This is a genomic window from Pseudomonas sp. HMSC066A08 (genome assembly GCF_001813025.1).
GTDB lineage: Bacteria > Pseudomonadota > Gammaproteobacteria > Pseudomonadales > Pseudomonadaceae > Pseudomonas > Pseudomonas aeruginosa.
Genome location: NZ_KV811206.1, coordinates 1 through 15,967 on the forward strand (window position 1 = coordinate 1; position 15,967 = coordinate 15,967).

32 protein-coding genes and 1 pseudogene are annotated in these 15,967 nt (G+C 58.8%); 32 read left to right on the plus strand and 1 reads right to left on the minus strand.

All coding sequences use genetic code 11. The annotated features are described in order from the left end of the window. The 32 genes and pseudogenes from HMPREF2886_RS01700 to HMPREF2886_RS01835 form a co-directional block, all read left to right on the plus strand. Positions 1-245, plus strand: a pseudogene (locus HMPREF2886_RS01700) (hypothetical protein); the annotation flags it as partial. A gap of 182 nt (positions 246-427) precedes the next feature. Continuing rightward, positions 428-691 carry a DUF551 domain-containing protein gene (locus HMPREF2886_RS32670; protein WP_071567549.1) on the plus strand — a complete coding sequence of 88 codons (264 nt, stop codon included), beginning with the start codon at positions 428-430 and terminating at the stop codon, positions 689-691. Positions 692-707: 16 nt separating this feature from the next. Continuing rightward, positions 708-1,031 carry a hypothetical protein gene (locus HMPREF2886_RS01705; protein WP_070746646.1) on the plus strand — a complete coding sequence of 108 codons (324 nt, stop codon included), beginning with the start codon at positions 708-710 and terminating at the stop codon, positions 1,029-1,031. Between the two features lie 32 nt (positions 1,032-1,063). Further along, positions 1,064-1,477: a hypothetical protein gene (locus HMPREF2886_RS01710; RefSeq protein ID WP_033964561.1), complete on the plus strand. Its 414-nt coding sequence runs from the start codon at positions 1,064-1,066 to the stop codon at positions 1,475-1,477. Between the two features lie 351 nt (positions 1,478-1,828). Further along, positions 1,829-2,203 (plus strand): hypothetical protein, encoded by a 375-nt coding sequence (locus HMPREF2886_RS01715; protein ID WP_172036728.1) that lies wholly within the window; start codon positions 1,829-1,831, stop codon positions 2,201-2,203. Then, positions 2,200-2,706, plus strand: coding sequence for a hypothetical protein (locus tag HMPREF2886_RS01720; protein ID WP_034013923.1), 507 nt, complete (start codon positions 2,200-2,202; stop codon positions 2,704-2,706). Before HMPREF2886_RS01715 ends, HMPREF2886_RS01720 begins: the two co-directional genes overlap by 4 nt. Beyond that, positions 2,703-3,077, plus strand: coding sequence for a hypothetical protein (locus HMPREF2886_RS34150; RefSeq protein ID WP_034013924.1), 375 nt, complete (start codon positions 2,703-2,705; stop codon positions 3,075-3,077). Before HMPREF2886_RS01720 ends, HMPREF2886_RS34150 begins: the two co-directional genes overlap by 4 nt. Before the next feature lie 106 nt (positions 3,078-3,183). Continuing rightward, complete coding sequence (locus HMPREF2886_RS01730) at positions 3,184-4,260, plus strand: DNA cytosine methyltransferase (RefSeq protein WP_177344436.1); 1,077 nt, start codon at positions 3,184-3,186, stop codon at positions 4,258-4,260. After that, entirely contained in the window at positions 4,257-4,394 is a 138-nt protein-coding gene (locus tag HMPREF2886_RS34525) for a hypothetical protein (protein ID WP_023098766.1), read from the plus strand. Before HMPREF2886_RS01730 ends, HMPREF2886_RS34525 begins: the two co-directional genes overlap by 4 nt. A 30-nt stretch (positions 4,395-4,424) precedes the next feature. After that, on the plus strand, positions 4,425-4,697 hold the full coding sequence (locus HMPREF2886_RS01735; protein WP_058343499.1) for a hypothetical protein: 273 nt from the start codon (positions 4,425-4,427) through the stop codon (positions 4,695-4,697). A gap of 41 nt (positions 4,698-4,738) precedes the next feature. Continuing rightward, entirely contained in the window at positions 4,739-5,485 is a 747-nt protein-coding gene (locus HMPREF2886_RS01740; protein WP_070746650.1) for a hypothetical protein, read from the plus strand. After that, a complete protein-coding gene (locus HMPREF2886_RS01745) occupies positions 5,482-5,979 on the plus strand; it encodes a siphovirus Gp157 family protein (RefSeq protein ID WP_003124818.1) in 498 nt (165 codons plus the stop codon). Before HMPREF2886_RS01740 ends, HMPREF2886_RS01745 begins: the two co-directional genes overlap by 4 nt. Positions 5,980-5,986: 7 nt before the next feature. After that, on the plus strand, positions 5,987-6,322 hold the full coding sequence (locus HMPREF2886_RS01750; protein WP_058174869.1) for a LytR/AlgR family response regulator transcription factor: 336 nt from the start codon (positions 5,987-5,989) through the stop codon (positions 6,320-6,322). Between the two features lie 362 nt (positions 6,323-6,684). Then, positions 6,685-6,891, plus strand: coding sequence for a hypothetical protein (locus HMPREF2886_RS32675; RefSeq protein WP_083318500.1), 207 nt, complete (start codon positions 6,685-6,687; stop codon positions 6,889-6,891). Continuing rightward, positions 6,888-8,348 (plus strand): hypothetical protein, encoded by a 1,461-nt coding sequence (locus HMPREF2886_RS34790; RefSeq protein ID WP_218189066.1) that lies wholly within the window; start codon positions 6,888-6,890, stop codon positions 8,346-8,348. Before HMPREF2886_RS32675 ends, HMPREF2886_RS34790 begins: the two co-directional genes overlap by 4 nt. Positions 8,349-8,567: 219 nt before the next feature. Beyond that, positions 8,568-8,786, plus strand: coding sequence for a hypothetical protein (locus tag HMPREF2886_RS34155; protein WP_070746654.1), 219 nt, complete (start codon positions 8,568-8,570; stop codon positions 8,784-8,786). Continuing rightward, positions 8,783-9,295 carry a hypothetical protein gene (locus HMPREF2886_RS01770; RefSeq protein ID WP_070746656.1) on the plus strand — a complete coding sequence of 171 codons (513 nt, stop codon included), beginning with the start codon at positions 8,783-8,785 and terminating at the stop codon, positions 9,293-9,295. Before HMPREF2886_RS34155 ends, HMPREF2886_RS01770 begins: the two co-directional genes overlap by 4 nt. Further along, positions 9,285-9,485 (plus strand): hypothetical protein, encoded by a 201-nt coding sequence (locus HMPREF2886_RS01775; RefSeq protein WP_070746659.1) that lies wholly within the window; start codon positions 9,285-9,287, stop codon positions 9,483-9,485. Before HMPREF2886_RS01770 ends, HMPREF2886_RS01775 begins: the two co-directional genes overlap by 11 nt. Next, positions 9,478-9,906 carry a hypothetical protein gene (locus tag HMPREF2886_RS32680; RefSeq protein ID WP_083318502.1) on the plus strand — a complete coding sequence of 143 codons (429 nt, stop codon included), beginning with the start codon at positions 9,478-9,480 and terminating at the stop codon, positions 9,904-9,906. The genes HMPREF2886_RS01775 and HMPREF2886_RS32680 overlap by 8 nt, the downstream gene beginning before the upstream one ends. Next, the gene (locus HMPREF2886_RS01785) at positions 9,903-10,286 is read left to right on the plus strand and encodes an HNH endonuclease (RefSeq protein WP_070746661.1); all 384 of its coding nucleotides are present in this window, start codon (positions 9,903-9,905) and stop codon (positions 10,284-10,286) included. The genes HMPREF2886_RS32680 and HMPREF2886_RS01785 overlap by 4 nt, the downstream gene beginning before the upstream one ends. Before the next feature lie 44 nt (positions 10,287-10,330). Beyond that, on the plus strand, positions 10,331-10,654 hold the full coding sequence (locus HMPREF2886_RS01790; RefSeq protein ID WP_070746663.1) for a hypothetical protein: 324 nt from the start codon (positions 10,331-10,333) through the stop codon (positions 10,652-10,654). Positions 10,655-10,725: 71 nt separating this feature from the next. After that, positions 10,726-11,307: a hypothetical protein gene (locus tag HMPREF2886_RS34160; protein ID WP_128688808.1), complete on the plus strand. Its 582-nt coding sequence runs from the start codon at positions 10,726-10,728 to the stop codon at positions 11,305-11,307. Between the two features lie 23 nt (positions 11,308-11,330). Continuing rightward, positions 11,331-11,477, plus strand: a complete 147-nt coding sequence (locus HMPREF2886_RS34530; protein ID WP_168172009.1) for a hypothetical protein — start codon at positions 11,331-11,333, stop codon at positions 11,475-11,477. After that, positions 11,462-11,947: a protein-tyrosine phosphatase family protein gene (locus tag HMPREF2886_RS01795; protein WP_070746665.1), complete on the plus strand. Its 486-nt coding sequence runs from the start codon at positions 11,462-11,464 to the stop codon at positions 11,945-11,947. Before HMPREF2886_RS34530 ends, HMPREF2886_RS01795 begins: the two co-directional genes overlap by 16 nt. Before the next feature lie 2 nt (positions 11,948-11,949). Further along, positions 11,950-12,222, plus strand: a complete 273-nt coding sequence (locus tag HMPREF2886_RS01800; RefSeq protein ID WP_218189065.1) for a phiTE_015 family protein — start codon at positions 11,950-11,952, stop codon at positions 12,220-12,222. Continuing rightward, positions 12,222-12,476, plus strand: coding sequence for a hypothetical protein (locus tag HMPREF2886_RS01805; RefSeq protein WP_034011444.1), 255 nt, complete (start codon positions 12,222-12,224; stop codon positions 12,474-12,476). Before HMPREF2886_RS01800 ends, HMPREF2886_RS01805 begins: the two co-directional genes overlap by 1 nt. Further along, positions 12,473-12,853 carry a hypothetical protein gene (locus HMPREF2886_RS01810; protein WP_070746667.1) on the plus strand — a complete coding sequence of 127 codons (381 nt, stop codon included), beginning with the start codon at positions 12,473-12,475 and terminating at the stop codon, positions 12,851-12,853. The genes HMPREF2886_RS01805 and HMPREF2886_RS01810 overlap by 4 nt, the downstream gene beginning before the upstream one ends. Then, complete coding sequence (locus HMPREF2886_RS01815; RefSeq protein WP_070746669.1) at positions 12,846-13,070, plus strand: hypothetical protein; 225 nt, start codon at positions 12,846-12,848, stop codon at positions 13,068-13,070. The genes HMPREF2886_RS01810 and HMPREF2886_RS01815 overlap by 8 nt, the downstream gene beginning before the upstream one ends. Beyond that, positions 13,063-13,539: a hypothetical protein gene (locus HMPREF2886_RS34695; protein WP_070746670.1), complete on the plus strand. Its 477-nt coding sequence runs from the start codon at positions 13,063-13,065 to the stop codon at positions 13,537-13,539. Before HMPREF2886_RS01815 ends, HMPREF2886_RS34695 begins: the two co-directional genes overlap by 8 nt. Further along, positions 13,536-14,051, plus strand: a complete 516-nt coding sequence (locus HMPREF2886_RS01825) for a hypothetical protein (RefSeq protein ID WP_070746673.1) — start codon at positions 13,536-13,538, stop codon at positions 14,049-14,051. The genes HMPREF2886_RS34695 and HMPREF2886_RS01825 overlap by 4 nt, the downstream gene beginning before the upstream one ends. Beyond that, positions 14,048-14,503 (plus strand): hypothetical protein, encoded by a 456-nt coding sequence (locus HMPREF2886_RS01830; protein ID WP_070746675.1) that lies wholly within the window; start codon positions 14,048-14,050, stop codon positions 14,501-14,503. The genes HMPREF2886_RS01825 and HMPREF2886_RS01830 overlap by 4 nt, the downstream gene beginning before the upstream one ends. Before the next feature lie 105 nt (positions 14,504-14,608). Beyond that, positions 14,609-14,854 (plus strand): hypothetical protein, encoded by a 246-nt coding sequence (locus HMPREF2886_RS01835; protein ID WP_023093605.1) that lies wholly within the window; start codon positions 14,609-14,611, stop codon positions 14,852-14,854. On the opposite strand, the gene HMPREF2886_RS01840 is transcribed toward HMPREF2886_RS01835, so the two are convergent. Next, the gene (locus HMPREF2886_RS01840; RefSeq protein ID WP_033969195.1) at positions 14,851-15,825 is read right to left on the minus strand and encodes a tyrosine-type recombinase/integrase; all 975 of its coding nucleotides are present in this window, start codon (positions 15,823-15,825) and stop codon (positions 14,851-14,853) included. The two genes, HMPREF2886_RS01835 and HMPREF2886_RS01840, sit on opposite strands and share 4 nt — an antisense overlap. Positions 15,826-15,967 lie beyond the last annotated feature (142 nt).

The following is a 15,967-nucleotide window of genomic DNA, read 5'->3' on the forward strand; positions in this document are numbered from 1 at the left end:
CGGCAGCGTCGAACACCGGCGACTACTCGGCAGCCGAGGTCAGCGGCAAGGAGTCCGTCGCCGCATCCCTGGGCATCGAAGGCCGCGCTCGCGCATCTGCTGGTAGCGCCATCGTCCTATGTCATCGTGACGACGAGGGGCGCCTAATCCATATCCGCGCCAGCAAGGTCGGGGAGAACGGCGTAGAGCCGGACACCTGGTACCAGTTGAATGCCGAGGGCGAGTTCGTCGAATTCGACGAGTGAGCCGCCAGCGAACAGCGAACGAGTCGAGGGGCTAGCGCAGCCAGACCTGACGCATCCGGGGAAGCGCCCGGCGTTCGCTCCATTTGCCCTGATACGGGAAGAGAGGAATCCATGCCAGACCTTGGCGAGTTCGCAGCGCTGTTCGTGGTGCTGTTTCTGACTATGTATTGGTGAGGTGAGATATGAGTGAGTGGATCAAGTGCAGTGACCGTATGCCGGAGCACTCAGATGAAGTCATGGTTTGCCGAAAGTGGCCGGGCCAGGACTGTTTCGCTCCCGAGTTCGACCGATGGGAATCTGACGAAGGCTCGGATGAAGGCGGTTTCTGGATGCTGGCCGAGGATTCTTGCCAGCGCATCGAAACCTGTGCTGATGGACCGGGCCATGTAGAACGGCCTGAAACCACCCACTGGATGCCACTACCCGAACCACCGCAAGACGCCTGACAGGCAGGAGAACAGAATGAGCAAGCACACGCCGGGGCCTTGGCGCCAAGACAAATGGGGCAGCTTGATGACTGAAGGAGGCCAGGATGTCCTTCTTCGCGGAATCACCACCATCAGCGCTGGAAGATATGAGCGGATTGCAGAGGCAGAGGCAAACACGCGACTGATATCTGCGGCGCCGGAGCTTCTGGCTGCGTGCCAAGCCTTCAAGCGTCTGTACGGTCGTTTGTGGGATGTCGTCGAGCCGAGCGGATCGGGATTCCTCTCGCCTGAATCGGTTAAGGAGTACGACGCCATCCATGAGCTGATGACTGCCGCAATCGCAAAGGCCACCGCCTAACCGCGCCCTTGCGCATACACACTGGAGGCGAGATGTCATACGGACAGGCGCTGGAGTACGTTTGCCAGCAATACGGAGTGCCAGCGCACATTGGCCGCATGGTGATCGCCTGCGGTCAGCCCGGGATCATTGTTGAAGATCGCGGCAATTACATCGGCGTTACGCTGGACTCTGACCCAACCAAGGCAGTAAACAGCTACCACCCAACTCATGATGTTGAGTACCTAGGGATGGCTCGCCAGATGCCGCTCAAGGAATGGGAGGTTCTGACTGGTGACTTCGACTGGTTTCAGGTCGATTACCTGATCGGAGACGCACGCCACTACGTACACAGGGTTTACGCCGAAACCCGGAGCAAGGCCAAGTACAAGGTGTTCAAGGATCTTGAAGAGGTCTTTGACAGCGCTGAGGCAATGCTGTGCTTCAAGGTTCGCAGAGCCCGCTGACTTCCCCGGCAAGGACGCCACCCTTCAATGGGGATGCTCTACGGAGTGTTCGGCCAGACCAGAAATGGATGCTCGACAGACCTGGTAAAGAAGCAGCCGTATCCAGGCCATCCCCACCCTACCCCTCATTAGCCCGGCAAGTCCGGGCATTTTTTCGCCTGTATGCGGCTACGTCTTGTCCATTGGTGGTGCTGACGACGGTCGGCGAGTGGTTCGACTCCACACCAGTAGCAGGGCTTTGCAAACCGGTTCGACTCCGGCGCAAGGCGTAGCCGCATGCACGCTAACGCGAGGTGAGACATGAACATAGCAGCACTAGCCAACCGCAAGCCTCCATCAGCAGAGGATCCGATGGAACTCTGGCTCGCCTCGGACGAGTACGCAAACTGGAAGCTCGATGCTGTGGAGTCGCTACTCGGCGACTGCGATGTTGACCTGCACAGCAAGGGATTCTGGAGCAGCAAGTTGAAGGCCGACCTGCTGCGCGAGGAGCTTCACAAGATGCTGATCGACTTGTTGCAGAACGACCGAGAGCGCCTGCTGGCTACGGTGATCATGGCCGTCGCCGACCGCCGTCCCTGCGACGCCCTGGCGAACCTGCACAACTTCTTCCCGGGAGGCGATGCAGCCGAAGCCATCAAGGCGCTTGCAGAGCCAATCGCCGCAGGCTACGCAGCAGAAGCCCTTGCACAGTATCAGGAACAGAACATGGAGGACGCAGCATGAGCATTGACTGGAACACGGCGCCGGAGGGTGCGACTCATTGGGAGCCAGCAGGACTTGAGTTTCATGAAGGATGGATGAAGAAAGAAGGGAATGGCTGGTTCTTTTGGGGGCTAGATGCAGAATGGAAATACGGGGGGGATGTATCCGCAGAGCGTGAGGCGACATTCGAGGCTAGACCGCAAGAGGCCTGGGGCGGCCATGGCCTGCCGCCAACCGGCCTGCTGGTGGAATGGAAATCCGGCTTGGATCACGAGTGGAGGCGCGTAACCGTGCTGGCCTACGCCAATGGCGATGCGTGGTTACAGCCCGAGGACGGCGACTCATTCATCGTCGGAAACCCGGAAAACTTCAGGCGCATCCGCACTCCCGAGCAGATCGCCGCCGAGGAGCGGGAGAAGGCAGTCGGTGATATGGCTATGTCAATTCAAGGAGTTCCATATCAGTACCCTACGCTTTACGCGCTATTTGACGCCGGCTACCGCCGCCAGGAGGAAGGGAAATGACAACCCCTATCGTGCAATCGATCAGTGATGAGCAATTGGCGGAGTTGGAAGAGTACTGCCACAAGAGGGCATTCGTCTGTTGTGGCAATTTCAAATCCGGGGCCGAATACATGAGCGCGCGCGAGGAAGTCTGCTGTAACGAGCCAGTGTTGACGGATGTAAATATCAACACTCCAGCAGAGGAGATACTTGGCCTGATCGCTCGCCTGCGCGCTGCTGAGGCTGAGCTTTCCTTATGGCGCCCAATAATGGACGAGGTTGAGCGCCGCGCAGAGAAAGAATGGTGCCTGCAAGACAAGAGCGACTTCACGGTAACTATTCAGTACGACGACTACGTGGACATCGACGCCGCCATGGAGCGCACGCCATGACCATCACCATAGACCTGAAAGAGGCCGCCCAAGTCATGATCTTCGGCGGCTTTTTTGTGGGCAGCGTGTTCATGTTCGCCGTGGCGTTTGTGGAGGTGGCGGGGCTATGAAGCTGACGGCGACCGCCTACTACAACGAAATCGACCCATATGCCGCTCAGTGGCTTCGAAACCTGATCGCCGCCGGCCACATAGCACCTGGCGACGTCGACGAACGATCGATCGAGGATGTTCACCCAGATGACCTCAAGCACTACACACAATGCCACTTCTTCGCGGGAATCGGTGTCTGGTCGCTCGCCCTTCGCCGCGCCGGGTGGCCAGATGACCGACCTGTTTGGACCGGTTCCTGTCCTTGCCAACCTTTCTCCTCGGCAGGCAAAGGAGCTGGGTTTGATGACCCGCGTCACCTCTGGCCACATTTTGCCTGGCTCATCCGCCAGCGTCGCCCTGGAGAGGTCCTTGGTGAGCAGGTTGCAAGCAAGGACGCGGAGCCTTGGCTCGACCTTGTACAAGCTGACCTGGAAGCCATGGAATATGCCTTCGGGGCTATCGCGTTTCCGTCTGCGGGCGTCGGTGCCCCGCACATCCGTGACCGCACGTATTGGGTGGCCAACGCCATGCGCCCGGGATTATTTCCCGGCTCACTCTCCGGAATATATCGCGGCGAAGAAAGCCCAGGGTCACGGGATGGCGAACCTGAACGACCTGGCGCAATTGGCGGGATGGTCGACGCCAGCGGCCAGGGATTGGGTGAGCGCGTCTGCCTCGGAAGAGTTTCTTGCCGAGAGGCTGGAGCAGAAACGGGGGAAGCCACTCAGCGAACAGGTATTTACCTTGGCGGGATGGCCAACGCCGATGGCGGGCACTCCAGCTCAGAACGGGAACAACATGGCCGGCAACTCGGACTTCACCCGGAAGACCGAGGCGATCTGCGGTCGAACCATCGCGGGGCACGGGATGAGCCTTCCGGAAGACTGGAGCGGGACCGCCCGGTTAACGGTCTCTGGGCAGATGCTGACTGGCTCTTCTGCCGGGATGGAAAGTGGCGGCCAGTTGAACCCGGCACATTCCCGCTGGCTCATGGGGCTCCCTCCCGAGTGGGACGACTGCGCGCCTACGGAAACGCCATCAATGCTGAGGCGGCGACGCAGTTCATAGCCGCTTACATGGAGGCAGCATGAACACCAGACGCACAGCAATCTGGCTAGGCAGTCTATTCGGCGGACTGCTGTACCTCTTCATCCTGGCAGCCGGCCCGATCTGGGGCGGCATCATCACCGCAGAAGCTACGCACCTGTCCGCAGCAGGCCGGTAAGCGCCTTTCCCCTTCTAACTGGAGAACGATATGAGCAAGCACACGCCGGGGCCTTGGCATGTTGGCGGCCCCAACAAATGCACGATCTACGACAAGCACGGTCAGCGCCTTGCCAACTCCTTTGAAGGGGTGATGGCAACGCAGCGTACGGATAGCGAGTGTGAAGCCAACGCCCGCCTGATAGCTGCGGCGCCGGAGCTTCTGGATGCGCTGGTAAATCTTCTGCCGCTGATTAGTCCGCTGAAAGCGGAAATCCAGCAGGTTGCGAATGCATCCGCCGCAATCGCAAAGGCCACCGCCTAACCCTCCCTTCACTGGCTGCGCATGCGCGGCGAGGATCACTCATGCATACCCAAAACATGCGGCTATGGGATCAGGTTCAAGCAACCGACCCATCTGCCACCAAGAGCGCAAAAGTCGATGGTCAGCAGATCACGTCGATCAGCGGCCAGCACATGATCATGAAGGCTACCCAGATGTTCGGCCCTGTCGGGATCGGGTGGGGCTGGACGGTCATCGAGGAGCGCTTTGACCAGGGCGGCCCGATCTTCCGTGAAATCACCGACGCTGACGGAAAGAAGGTCAGCGAACTAATTGGTCACGAAGTCGGGCACACCGTGCGCATCAAACTGTGGTTCGAATTGGACGGCAAGCGCGGAGAGGTAGAGCAATACGGTTGCACGCCGTTCTCCTACCGGTACAAGTGGGGAATCACCACCGACACCGAGGCTCCGAAAAAATCACTAACGGACGCCGTGAAGAAATCTCTTGCGATGCTCGGGTTCAGCGCGGACATCTTCCTTGGCTTGTTCGACGACCGCGACTATGTGGAAGCACGTCGTGAAGAGGAGCAGATCGCCAAGGCCGAGGACCAGCAGGCCGCAGAAGAGCAGGCGAATGAAGAGCGCCTCGCCTACATCAAATCGATTATCGAGACGATGCAAGGCGCCCAGTCCCAGTACGAACTCAAGAAGATCCACGACGTTGCCGTGCGCAAGCTCACTGCGCGCAAAGACGATAGTGGCGTCAAGCGCATTGCTCGCGAATTCTCCGAGCAGATCAAGCGATTCACCGAGGAGAAGGCGGCATGACCCAACTCTACAAGCTCACCGAGCAGTTTCTTGAACTTGCAGCCCTGGCAGAAACGGCTGATGAAGGCATGGCTGTGGCTGTCCGGGACACCATGCAAGCAATCGGGGGAGAGTTCGAAGAAAAAGGAAAGGCCCTGGCAACGGTCGTCCTGAACATGGATACCGACGTCGAAGCGCTCGACCGTGAAATAGAGCGACTGAACGACCGGAAGAGGGCAATAAAGGCTCGCCAGGACTCGATGAAGGAATACCTGCGGGAAAACATGGAAGCAGCCGGCATCAAGAAGATCAGTTGCCCCCTCTTTTCCATCACCTGCGTTGAGGGGCGAGAGATCGCCGTGATCGACGACGAAAAGAAGCTGCCCGACGAACTGGTCAAGGTGAAGGTCGAAACCAGTCCTGACAAGAATGCAATCGCGCGGGCTTTGAAAGACGGCAAGGACGTACCCGGCGCTCATCTGGAGCGGGCGAAGTCTTCAATCAGGATCAAGTGAGGCCGATATGCGAACCGTACTTAAAGCCACATGCGGCAAACATTCCAAGGAAATCCCGATTGAGCAGATCACCCACTTCGTCGCCGAGGATAAGTACGTCATCGCGCACTACGCGGATGGGTTCCTGCTGCTGCGCGACACGATCAGGGAACTGGAATCAGAGTTCTCCGCCGAGTTCATCCGCACCCACCGTAAGGCCCTGGTTCGCCGGTCGCTGATCAGCATGTTCAAGCGCCGGCCCGACGACACCCAGGCCGGGGAAGTGCTTCTGCTCGGAACAGAGGATTGGATTCCCGTCAGCCGCAGCCACTCGGCACAGATCAAGTCGGCGATGGGTGCATGAGGGCCATGTCATGTACATCAAGAAAGACGTCATCGAGGTCATCAAGTACGCGGCGATGATGGCGGCCTGCCTCGCCAGTCCTGGGGAATCTATCCCATGAACCAGGGCTACAAGGCCATGCCCTTCCGTGGCGACTATCACCGCGTCGTCGAAGTCTGCCATCCCTGACCGAACAGGAATAACCCCATGCACCAGCTAACAGCGAATCACCGCCCTGGCGGTGTGACGGTCACCGGCTGGCCCGAAGAAAGCCAGCTCATGACCCCAGACGACATTCTGCTATTCGCGAGAGCGGTGAGGCAGATAGCGATCAACCAGGCCCAGGGCGCCGAGGGCGTTCAGGTCTACCCGGAGGATGAGCCATGCCCTTCGACGACAACGCCGCATACCGCCGCATAAACGCCCTCTGCTCTCCCGCGCCAGCCCGCTACCTACACCTCCCAACCGGCATTCACTGGGTAGTCATCGACAGCCTGGGTGAGGTCATTCAACTCGAAAACATCGAGCGACGGCGCCGACTGATAACCGTTTCTGACCTCGATAGCGAGGCCTGGAGAAAGCTCCCATGACCAAAGCAAATGAATGCACCTGCCCTTCCGGCGACGGCTCCCTCCGCCATCCCTGTCCGGCACATCCGGCGTCGGTAGAGCTGGCGGGCGTAGCTGCCAAGCTGACCTTCATCAACGGAAGGCCCGCCATGTGCGGGTGCCAAGTGGAATACAGCAGCGGTGGAGGCGAGTACTCCGACGTGATCTACGTGACGCTGTGTGCCAAGCACTCTGGCAGCGCGATTCTGGACCTGGTGGCGACCAACCGAATCGCTCTGACGCCGGAGTACGAAGGCCAGTGGCACGCGGACCTCTACCTGGATCGGGAGATTCCTCTTGCGAAGGCCGAGGGCGCGACTCCGGCCGAGGCGGTGCTTGCCCTCATGTCGGCAGAGCGCATAGATCCCGAACAGGAATCGGTAGAGCAGGCAGGCGGGGATGAGCGCGACTTCCAGGCAGAGGGCGCACAGGAGGTTCCATCGCCTGTCTCACAAGAGTATGACCGACATTTGATCAGTCTTTTGCGTAAAGGTGAGGCACTTCCTGGCCACCAGGAGGAGGCCGCTGACGAGATCGAGCGCCTGCGCGATTGGAATGATCACCTGAACAACACCGTTCTACCCAACATACTCAATCCAAATTTCCTGATGCTCATGAAGGGTGGCGAGAGGCTGCTTGACCTGTGCACGAAGGACGGCAAGTTCATTGGCGTATCGCTGAATGACATGAAGGACGTGTTTGATTGGATGGTCACGCACGCTCGAATTGCACCTGATCACGCCGCCCTGGCGCAACCCTCCCCGGCGCAGGCCGAGCAGGCAGAGGTGGAGCGGCTGGATTGGCTGTCCGCGCTGCTAGATGTAGCAGTGCTTCAGGAAGCACTTACCAGTCGAGATAGCGACGAACGGATGAAGAACATGGATGCCGGCGAAGTCATTCGCCGTGCGTTCGGCAAGCTGACGGAGATCCGAGCCCAGCATGAGCGCATCGTCGGGGCGCTGAGGACTAAAGCCGATCAACTTCGCGAAGCACTCGAATGGCGTAAGGAGAATCAGGCAGGTCAGCGCGAACTACTGCGTTCAGTGACAGCAGAGCGCGACGCCGCCCTGGCCAGGGTCGCGGAACTGGAGAAGCAGGAGCCGGCGGGCGCGCCTATGCCGGACGAAATACATCAAATGGCGTTTGAGGAAGGGCAGCCGGCAGAAGACGGAGACGGCTACATATTCAGTGCCGAAGAGTTTGACCTTTTTGTGCAGCGACTGCTGGATTCCTGTGCCGCCCCTGTAGCCCAGGCTCAGCACAGCGTGCCGGATGGTTATGCCCTAGTTCCGCTGGAACCGACAGACGACATGTTGGTCGCTGGGCAAGAGGCATGGACGCACAAGATGGAACGGCGCGGAGCGCTCGAAGATTGCGAAGAGGCCGGCGACGTATACCGCGCCATGCTCGCCGCCGCGCCCGGCAAGGAGGGGTTGTGATGGCTTTTCTATTCGCATCTGGCGATCCGCGCGGCGAACCGAAGCTGACGCTTGAACAAGACGAATTTGGAAAATGGGAGTGGCGTGTATGGTGCCCGCTCGGTGCTCGACCTGAGCGCCAGGCGCAAGCCCATGCTTTAGCGGAAAGACTCAACAGCCCGACTGGGCGCCTCAGCAGGCCTCGTCATGAGTCGATGCCACCACGAAAGGAGGTAGGTCATGAGTGAGGTTCATAGCATCACAACCGAGCACCTTGCCGGTGCTTCAGCCCTGGATGGCGAGGAACTGACCCTCGCCCTTCTGCGAGAGAACGAAGACCTGATCAAGCAGAACAGGCGCCTCGGCAAGAGGAAGCCGCACCCATGGCTGATGTTCTTCTTTGGGGCGACCTATGGGGCAATTATCGCCTCGATCACAGTCTACTGGAGCCTGTCATGAGTGAGGTGAAGCGGTTCGACGTGCCGAGCATGCGCTCTTTGATCCAGGGCGAGCAGGCAGTAATGGGGTATGAGGTCGTCCTGGCCTCCGACTACGACGCCCTCGCAGCCGAGGCCCAGGCGCTCAGGGAGGAAGTCGCGCAGCAGAAGTTCCTGACCAAGGTTGAAAACGACGCGCTCAAGATGATGACGGACAAGGCCAATGAGCTGAAGTCCGAAGTCGAGCAACTGGAGGAAGAGCTGGAATCCCTGCGCGCAAGGGTGGTGGTTGCGCCGGAGCGGAAGCTTCTAAATGCCGGCGTCCCAGGGCTGAATCGTAATAGCGGCTGGAACGACTGCCTCGACGAACTGGCGCGCCTCAACGGCAAGGTGGTGAGTGAGGGGCTGTTGCGCAGGCTGACGGCAGACCCGGACTACGAAGAGGTATTTACCCTGGATCGCGGAGAAGCGTTGACCGAACTCCTCGACCTGCTCAACCAGGACAAGGAGAACGGCGACCATGCTGCATGAGCCGGAGGAGTACCGATTGTTCAGTCTATGGATGCTGGTCTTCATGGCCATCGGCTGGGTCGGTGGCTGGATACACGCCCATTACACCGTAGCCGAAGAATGCCGGAAGCTCGGCAAGTTCTACGTCGGCAAGACCGTATTCGAGTGCAAGGCGATCACCGAGGAAGACAAGGAGAACGGCAATGGCTGAAGAACTTCGCAAGCGAGCCTTGGCGCTCTATACGCCACCGTTCTACTACGACAGTTTCGGCGGTTACATCTGGGACGCAAAGCAAAACATGGTGGCTGACAATCACGTCGATGGGGACCAGGTTCTCCGTGTTCGGGGTTGGGGCCGTATCGTCTACATGGAGAATCCTGAAGAGCTTCAGGATGAGTTTGGCGACATGTTAGCCGAGGCTCTGACGGAGTATGTAGAGCGCCGAAACGGCTCAGAAGAACGCCATGTGGTGGTTCCGAGGGAGTTGCTGGAGCGAATCAGGTCTCAACTCGATCTTCGAGCGGAGTTCGATCCGACATACCCGCCAGAGACTCAGCCGGTGAACGATGACGCTCGCCTGTTCCTGGAACTCCGCGCCCTGCTGAGCGAGCAGGAGGGAGGGAAGCCATGAAGCTTACGAAGAAGCAGCGCGCTGAGCTTCGGGAGAAGTTTGGAGGGCGGTGCGCATATTGTGGCATCGACCTTCCAGAGCGATGGCATGCCGACCACTACGAAGCCGTTAAGCGTGGAGTGAGCAGCTACGTCACCGGAAGAGACGCGCTGCATCCCGAGAACCATCGCATGGAAAACATGATGCCGTCTTGTCCGCCGTGCAACATCAGCAAAGGAAGCATGTCGCTTGAAGTGTGGCGTGAATGGCTGGCAGGGCACGTCAACAGCCTGAACGCCTATCACCCTATCTACCGCCTGGCCAAGGCATACGGCCTGATCCAGGAGACAGGTGAGCCGGTCGTCTTCTACTTCGAGAAGTTCGGACATCGACAGGCATAACCACCCATCGCCAACCACTGTACGCATATACAGCAATTCGGATAATGGGCTACCCACTACCCGGATTGAATATGCCCTACCAGCCCCCACAATTCCGCCCGCCGCGCCGGCATGAACTGGCTGGCCTGAAGTACTACCGCACCGCGTCAGCTTACAACTGGCTCGGCGTAGCTATGGCCCATCCGACCCGCGCCATTGAGCTTCTGATGGAGCAGTGCGAGCCAGACGTGCTCTCGCCGATGTTCAACATCGAGATCGACGCGATCCTGCGCCAAGCCGACGAGTACGCGAAAACCGGACAGGTGCTAGAGCGCGAGCAACTGCGCGAAATGCTCATGCACCTGATCGCCAAAGCTGCGAGCGACTGATACCGATGCCGGGATTCCGGCATCGAAACCCAACAACGAACCCAACCGTATCCGACCCCGGAGGACCAACCGTGTCCGTATTTCATCGCTACTTCCGAGTAACAAGCGGCGCTCTTGTAGATCGACTCCATGAACTCAAAGCAGCGAAAGAGGCTGCATTGGAAAAATACACAAGCTTGCGTGATGAAGTAGGTGCAGAGCAGATCCATGCGTGGTCTGACGGCTCATTTGCAGGATTCACCTTCAAGAACCCTGACCGGAGTACTTATCGAGAGAGCCGTGGCGCCTGGCTCCCTAAGAAAAACTGCGCTGAAGGGAAAGCCCTATGGGCAAGAATCAAAGAACTTCCAGATGCTCCAGGGCCGCAGTTAGCGCTGCGAGACTTCGGATTGTACGGTGACGTGCCATGCCTTCTCGGCGACGGATATGGCTGGCGAACAACTCTATGTGGCTTCTACGACAGCAACATCTGGTTCGTGAAGGTTCCATGGAAGGATGCTGACCAAGATGAGTTGAAAGCGTACATGGCTGAGCGAAAGAAGACGCGATTCTGCGCTGAATTTGAACACCTTCTTTGGACCCCTCCAGCTGACTGGAAAGAAATCAAGGAGTGGGAATTCCTCAAGGAGTGGGAAGAACTCAAACAGGAATAGCCAACATTCCCGGAGGACCAACCGTGGACAACGAAAACGAAACCCTGGTCGCGCTGCTGGTCATCGCGCTGATCGTCTTCGGCATCTTCCGGATAGTCGGGGACTTCCAGCACCTCTACGAGCAGACAGAACTGAAAGGACAGGAGTTGAGCAGATGGAGCAAGCAGTGAACAGGCGAGAGGTGACATTCCTCTCCGCAGTGGATGCCAGCAGGATCGAGACGCCGAGTAACGTGATCAGCATCGGCAGCAAGGGCGACTGGTATGCCTTTGCCTGCGATCACAAGCGCGTTCTGCGGCTGGAGTTTGATGATGTAGACGGATACGTGGGAAGCGATGGCTTTCGAGTGTTCAGCCACATTGACGCCAAGAAGATCCACGACTTCGTGAACGAGTGCGGCGACGAGGCGATCATCGTTCACTGCCAAGCAGGCATGAGCCGATCCGCTGCGGTCGCCAAGTTCCTGGCCGACAAACGCGGCTACACGTTGAACCTGTCGAAGCCTTGCCTTGGAACCACGCAATTCTACAACCGCCACGTCTACGGAACGTTGAACCTCAACGACGCCGAAAGCATGAGCGCCTATTACGCAGAGATGGAGCTAGCCGACCGGCTGCGCGGCCATCCAAAGGAGTCCTGACCGTGCCTGACATGAGAGAAGAGTTTGAAGCGTGGCTACTGCGCGAGCATGGCCTTGAGTCGGAATGGCAGGAGGAGCGCAACTGCTTCAAGGACTATCCGGCGCACCTTGCGTTCAAGGCCTGGCAAGCCAGCCGCGCGGCTCTGAGGGTGGAGTTGCCGGAGAAAATGGAGCCCACAAGAAACATCTACGGAAACCTGATCATCGGCAGCTACAACGCAGTGCTTGATGCCGTGAAAGAAGCCCTCCAGCAAGCCGGAATCGAGGTGAAGTGATGAACTTCTTCAAATCCTTTGTGCCACTATCCGCTGCTGAGCGCGAAGAGCTTCGCCAGCTACGCACAAAATGCGAGTACCAGCAGCGATGGATCAACAACCACATCGACACGCGCTCGCCTCAGAAGATCGAGAGTGCCAGGGTCGAACAATTGAAGCGGGCACTTCAAGTTCAGCAACGCAGGATATCGCGCTTGATGGACGAGCAGCCTGACATTTGGAAGCGGTATTTCGCTAAAGGAGCGGATGCATGACCGACCACGCAGAGCTGCGGAGGCTGGCTGAAGAAGTGATCCGAATTGAGCGGAGCGAGGATGAGCCGATCTCCTCTGCTTGGGAATTATTCGATTCCGCCGCCAACCCCAAAGCCATCCTCGCCCTGCTGGACGAGATCGACGGGCTGAGCGACGAGTTATCCGCATGCACCGAGCATCCAGGCGGATGTGGGTATTGGCGCGAGGCCGCCAAGCGTAGAGCCGAAGAACGCGACCGGCTTAAGGCGGAGAACGAGGCGCTGCGCGAGAGCCTGCAAGCGCTGATTCATATTTCAGACGCTACAGGCTGGGAAGAGCACTCATGCGGAGAGATCGCCAAGGCTCGCAAAGCGCTGGAGGGAACCCACCATGCGTGACTTCATCAGGTTTATGACCAGTAAGCCACAGACATTCTCTGATGCTGTCGCCCAAGGCTGGCTCTGGGGTCTAGTTGTGGGCGTCGCGCTGATCACCTGTGTGGTTGCTTTTGGCGGAACGTTCGGCCAGCGCTGCGCCAAGGTCTACGAGAAAGACAGTCCTGAGTGGAAGTCCTGCACCTACCGACTGAAAGATGGAGGGAATGTTCATGGCTGATAAGAACTGCTCCATGTGTGGCGGGAAGGGCTACTACTGCGAATTCAGCACAGTGGAAACCTGCTGGTGCGTAGAGCCGGCAACCAAGGCTGATGAAGCATCCGAGCTGAGGGCTGAGGTAGACAAGCTCAAGCGCTTGATTGCGGAACGATGGAAGCCAGAGGTGGAGCGGCTGCGCACACGGCTGGAGATTGACGAACGCACGCCTTATGACGGCATTGCCTGTCGTGACGAGACGATCAAGGGGCTGGACGAGAAGTGCGACCGGCTCAAGGCGGAGAACGAGGCGCTGCGGGGAGCGCTACAGGCCGTTCAAGCTGAAGTCGACGGGAATCTCCGCCCACTTACCCGCGACCTCGTGAACATGGTAAGCGGCTTGAATAACGGCACTCACCCGAATGACATCTACGACCACTGCGACGAGATCGAAAGGATCATCGGAGCAGCCCTGGAAGGAGCCAAGCCATGACCGATATCAACAAGCTGAGGGAACTGGCGGAACTGTGTCTTTCCCCGGCAGACGGAGAAACCGCCAGTGAGAGCGCAAACCTAGATGCGCTACGGCGCGTTTATTTCCGCCAAGAAGCCAATCCCCAAGCCATCCTCAAGCTGATTGCCGAGGTGGAGCGGCTGCGCGGCGAGGTCGAAGCCTATGAAGAAGGCATGCGATCTCTGGCGTGCAACCTGGGCGCTGGCGGCTACAACGCAGATACGCTGACCGCCGTTCAGCTAGTGGATAAAGTCCAATGGGGCGTCGACAACCTCGCCGAAACGCAGAGTCGCCTGCTGGATGAAGTGCGCACCGAGAACACGGCGCTGAGAAAGACAGCCGAACGGTACCGGGAACTCAGGAAGATCACTCCCCACCGATTCAAGAAGCTACAGGAAGCAGCCACGACTGACGGTGGTGATGTCTTCTATTTCCACGCGGACCGGTTTGACGCCGCACTGGACGCAGCCCTGGAAGGAGGCGGGAGATGAGCGACGCACCAATCGAGCCGCATGAGTACCTCTACGGCGTGAAGGTCGTCCAGATCGAGGACTTGCGGGTGGCACGAGGGCTTACCCGACGCCCCGTTTCATTCTGCCGTCACAGGAAAATGGTCTACGACGACAAGGAGCGCCGCATCTGGTGCAGCGATTGTGAAACGGAGGTCGAGCCGTTCGATGCCTTCATGCACCTGGTACAGGTATTCGACGGCGGTTTGAAGGACTTGAACAGGCGCCGCCGTGAACTTCATGAGGCAGAGCAGTTTGCAATCCGCAGCCGGGCAGCCAAGGTGATCGACGAAGCGTGGCGCAGCACGAAGATGGCTCCGCTTTGCCCACACTGCAATGAGGCGCTTCTCCCGGAAGACGTTGTAAAGGGAGTTGCCACGGCGTCCAAGCAACTGATCATCGCTCGCCGCAACAAGCAGAAACGACCGAAGTAACCCAGCCGGGCCCACTAGGGCCTCTTCCTGAGGCCCGCCCGGCTGGGCAACAAATCCTACCATCATGCCCTCCCCGGCAATAGCTGGGGCGAGGAGGTATTGCCTATGGAACCTGAAATCATCCATGTGCCAGAACTTGCCAAGCTGCTCGGGCGAACTGAATCATCAATCCGCAGCGCAATCCAGGCGCGCCCTGACTGGCTGCCGCCGTACTTCAAGCAGGGGATCAGAGTGTGCTGGAGGCTGGAAACGGTGCGCAAGTTCCTGCGTGAGTACGAGGCGGGAGAGCACAAGGCTCCGAAGGTGGGCAGGCCACGGAAAGAACCGCCGCGCCTGCTGAAGAGGGCCTAGCCGAGCTTGTCGGCCAAGGCGTGAGGAGAAAGATGCGTGTAGCGCTTGAGCATGGCCAGCGTCTTGTGCCCGGTGATCGCGGCGACCTCCATCATGGAAAAGCCGCGTTCGAACAGCCGAGATGTGGCCTCATGGCGCAGGTCGTGGAAGGTAAGGCCGCTCACGCCGGCGGCCTCGCAAGCCTTGGGGAAGTAGTTGCTGACTGTGTTTGGCGCAAGGCTGAACACCTTGCCGTCGATTCGCGCAGGCAGGGACTTCAGCAACTCGCGAGCCCTGCTCGAGAGCGGCACCATACGACGCTCACCGTTCTTCGTGTCCTCCAGTACCGCAACCTTGTCGCGGATCTGCTCTCGGCGTAACAGCAGAAGCTCAGACCGGCGCATAGCTGTGTCGGCTGCCAGTTCGATAATCACCGGGAGTTCAGGGTGAAGCTTGGCCGCTTCAGCATAAATCTTCCGCAGCTCTAGGGTTGTTGGTCGCCGCTCACGCGCCCTGCTCCCCTTTGGCATACGCAAGTTCTTGCAGGGATTCGTCAGGCCTTCAAGCCTCCACTCCTTTGCCGCAATGGTATAGAGGTGGCTGATGATCGCCAGATCTAGCCGAACGGTAGACGATGAAGCCCCATCCTTCAGTCGAGAGTCGCGATACTCGGCAAGATCAGACGGAGTAATTTCTCCAAGCCCTTTCGCTGCCAGGGGATGCGCCAGCCATCTCCTGATTCGCCCCCTTTCCTGGCTGGCCCCCTTCTTGTGCTCAGAAATCTCCCTTTCGTATTGCTCCAAGGCCTTGCCCAGGGTGGTTCGCATAGCCGCTCTGGTATCGACAAATCTCGAGCGAGACATATCGCCTTCGATCTCGGCTGCCCAGCGCTGGGCCTCAGCCTTGGTATCGAAGGTAGCGGAAAGAGTTGGGTGTCCTTTTCTGCGGATCTGTGCGCGCCAGGCGCTCCCGCGTTTCTCGAAGTAAGCCATGCGGCGAACTTTAGTGGGGGAATGGGGGAATGTCACGCGAAGCAACTCCCCCAGGATTCCCCCAAAAGAAAAGGGCCCCAGAAGCGAAAACCTCTGGAGCCCTTGTATATGGCGGAGAGATAGGGATTTGAACCCTAGGAGC